Genomic DNA, 3,175 nt, shown 5'->3' with positions numbered 1-3,175 from the left:
GCCCTGAGCCTCGCGGCCGCGGGGGCCATCGCGCTCGCCGCCGCCCGCAGCCGCCGCGGCGACTGACCCGCCGCCGCCGTCTCCACCCGCCGGGCGCCCCAGCCATGGCCCGGGCCCGGGCCCGCCACCCCGAGGGTCCGTCCTCAAACTCCCCCAGACTTCGTCCGGGGGGACCCCCAACAGGCTGGAATGCCGCACCCTCGACGCCTCGAAGCGTGCGGGCGCCAGGCACCTCAAGCCCAGGCACCTCCAGCCCCGCCTAGGGGACCGAGGCGCAACTTCCAGCCTCGCCGGCGTTTGAGGCGCGGGGTTCGGGGCGGAGCCCCCGACAAGGGGCCGAGCCGGACAGGGACACCGGCGCCAGGGCCCCGCCACACTCCACGCACCCGAGCACCAGGGTCCGTCCTCAAACGCCGGACAGGCTGAAACCGGCACACCCCGGCACCTCGCGGAGCGCAAGGGCGTTTGAGGCGTGGAGGGAAGGGCTAGGTTCGGCACATGGCCGTCGCCCCCTCCGCTCAGGTCCTCGTCGCGTCCAACCGCGGCCCCGTCTCGTACACCCTCAGGGAGGACAGCACCCTCGACGCCCGCCGCGGCGGCGGCGGACTCGTCTCCGGTCTTTCCGCCATCGGCGCGGAGGCGGACACCCTGTGGGTGTGCTCCGCGCTCGGCGCGGGCGACCGGGAGGCCGTGCGGCGCGGGGTCGGCGAGAGCGGGGTGCTGATGCTCGACATCGACGAGGACGTCCACTCCGACGCGTACAACGGCATCGCGAACTCCGTGCTGTGGTTCGTGCACCATCTGCTGTACCAGACCCCGCTGGAGCCGGTCTTCGACGAGGAGTTCCGGCGGCAGTGGGGCGCGTACGAGAGCTACAACCGCTCGTTCGCCGATGCCCTGGCCGCCCGGGCGGCCGACGGCGCCGCGGTGCTGGTGCAGGACTACCATCTGGCGCTGGTGCCCGGCCTGCTGCGGGAGCTGCGCCCCGATCTGCGGATCGGGCACTTCTCGCACACTCCCTGGGCCCCCGTCGACTACTTCCGGCTGCTCCCCGACGACATCGCCGAGCAGTTGCTGCGCGGGCTGCTCGGCGCGGACCGCACCTGTTTTCTCACCCGGCGCTGGGCGGACGCGTTCACCGCGTGCTGTACGGAGCTGCTGGGGGCGGACGCGCTGTCCGGCACCCGGATCGGGGTGCACGGGCTCGGCGCGGACGCGGAGTTCCTGCGGGAGCGCTCGCACCGGCCGGATGTCGAGGAGCGGATGACGGCACTGCGGGAGCAGATCGGCGCTGACCGCCGGACGATCGTGCGCGTCGACCGGACCGAGCTGTCGAAGAACATCGTGCGCGGGCTGCTCGCCTACCGTTCCCTGCTCGCCTCCCGCCCCGAGTGGCGCGAGCGGGTGGTGCATGTGGCCTTCGCCTATCCGTCCCGGCAGGATCTCGCGGTGTACCGGGAGTACACGGCGGAGGTCCAGCGGGTCGCCGACGGGATCAACGCGGAGTACGGGACGGCGGACTGGACGCCGGTCGTCCTCCATGTGAAGGACGATTTCGCGCGCTCGCTGGCCGCGTACCGGCTGGCGGACGTGGCCCTGGTCAACCCGATCCGCGACGGAATGAACCTGGTCGCCAAGGAGATCCCGCTGGTCTCGGACGGGGGGTGCGCGCTGGTGCTGTCGCGCGAGGCCGGGGCGTACGAGGAACTGGGCGAGGACGCGCTGACGGTCAATCCGTACGACATCACCGGCACGGCCGACGCCCTGCACCGGGCCCTGACGATGCCCGCGGGCGAGCGCGCCGACCGCACCAAGCGGCTCGCCGCCGCGGCGAGCGCGCTGCCGCCGCAGCGGTGGTTCCTGGACCAGTTGACGGCCCTGCGCGCTTAAGGGCCGAAGGACCAGGGGCCGATCCGGTACGGGACGCCAGGCCGGACACCACGGAAGCGCCGAGCGGGAAGAGGACGCGGGAGCCGTCAGGAACCGCCAGGAACCGTCAGGACCGTCAGGACCGTCAGGAACCGCCGGAATCAGCGGTCCGGACGGCGTCCGCCAGGTCGGCGAGAAAGCCCACCACGGCCGCCGGGCCCGGCAGCAGCAGATCGGCCCGGTCGGCCAGCTCCGGCACCTCCGTACTGCCGCTGCACACCAGCAGCCCCGGTACTCCGTCGGAGCGGAGCTTCTCCACGGCGGCGAAAGCGGGCAGATCGCCGAGGTCGTCGCCCGCGTACAGGACGGCTTCGGCGCTCACCTCGCGTACGTACTCGCCGAGCGCGACGCCCTTGTCCATGCCGGGCGGGCGCAGTTCGAGGACCATCCGGCCCGGTTCCAGGATGAGCCCGTGGCGGGCGGCGAGGTCGGAGAGCGGGTCGCGCAGGGCCTCGAAGGCGGCCACCGGGTCGGACGCGCGCCGGGTGTGGACGGCGACGGCCTGGCCCTTCTCCTCGATCCAGGTGCCCTGCCAGGCGCCGATACGGTCGAGGAACCCGGGCAGCTCGGCGCGTACGGCGGCGACGCCGGGGTGCGGGGCGGGGGTGTTCACGGTGCCGGTGACGACGTTCCAGCGCTCGGAGCCGTAGTGGCCGAGGACGACCAGGTGGTCCAGGCCCGGTACTCCGGCGAAGCCGCCGTACCGGACGGCGACCCCGGCCGGGCGTCCGGTGACGACGGCGACGGAGGCGACCCGCGGCGCGAGCCGGGCGAGGGCGGGCACGGCGCCGGGGTGGGCGCGGGCCTGCTCGGGGTCGGGCACGATCTCGGCGAGGGTGCCGTCGAAGTCGAGGGCGACGACGGCCTTGCGTGGCCTGGCCAGAAGCGCGGCGAGACCGTCATGGCCCGCGGACGTCGACGGCGACGGCAGGGAGTGCGCGTACGGGAGGCTGCCCATGGCTCCGACCCTATCGGCGCCGGCGTTTCTCGTCCCTGACCCGGCGCAGCCGATTCACCGTGACGGGATCGTGGGCGAGGGCGCGCTCGTCGTCGATCAGGGCGTTGAGCAGCTGGTAGTAGCGGACCGGGGAGATCCCGAGCCGCTCCCGGATCTCGCGCTCCTTGGCGCCGGGCCCCGGCCAGGACCGCTGCTCCATGGCGAGGACCGCCCGGTCGCGGTCGGTCAGGCCCTGAGGGGCGGCGGCGGGCGCGTCGTCGGTCATACGGTCCAACCTAAGGGCTGGCC

At 73.8% G+C, this 3,175-nt stretch carries 3 protein-coding genes; 1 reads left to right on the top strand and 2 read right to left on the bottom strand.

The genetic code is table 11. From position 1 onward, the window contains the following. Positions 1-498: 498 nt before the first annotated feature. Complete coding sequence (locus ACWF94_RS37335; protein WP_453499187.1) at positions 499-1,890, top strand: alpha,alpha-trehalose-phosphate synthase (UDP-forming); 1,392 nt, start codon at positions 499-501, stop codon at positions 1,888-1,890. Between the two features lie 124 nt (positions 1,891-2,014). Here the strand turns inward: ACWF94_RS37335 and otsB are convergent, their stop codons facing one another. Both otsB and ACWF94_RS37325 read right to left on the bottom strand, forming a co-directional pair. Further along, positions 2,015-2,887 (bottom strand): trehalose-phosphatase, encoded by an 873-nt coding sequence (gene otsB / locus ACWF94_RS37330; protein ID WP_453499185.1) that lies wholly within the window; start codon positions 2,885-2,887, stop codon positions 2,015-2,017. Between the two features lie 10 nt (positions 2,888-2,897). After that, positions 2,898-3,152, bottom strand: a complete 255-nt coding sequence (locus tag ACWF94_RS37325; protein WP_453499183.1) for a DUF3263 domain-containing protein — start codon at positions 3,150-3,152, stop codon at positions 2,898-2,900. Positions 3,153-3,175: the final 23 nt, after the last annotated feature.

This window comes from Streptomyces sp. NPDC055078 (assembly GCF_053607985.1).
Note: the sequence above shows the minus strand (reverse complement) of the source record. Positions and strands in the feature narration are given on the sequence as shown.

Bases quoted from the DNA above. Each gene is read 5' to 3' on its own strand.
- ACWF94_RS37335 (WP_453499187.1), top strand. From the start codon at position 499: ATGGCCGTCGCCCCCTCCGCTCAGGTCCTCGTCGCGTCCAACCGCGGC.
- otsB (WP_453499185.1), bottom strand. From the start codon at position 2,887: ATGGGCAGCCTCCCGTACGCGCACTCCCTGCCGTCGCCGTCGACGTCC.
- ACWF94_RS37325 (WP_453499183.1), bottom strand. From the start codon at position 3,152: ATGACCGACGACGCGCCCGCCGCCGCCCCTCAGGGCCTGACCGACCGC.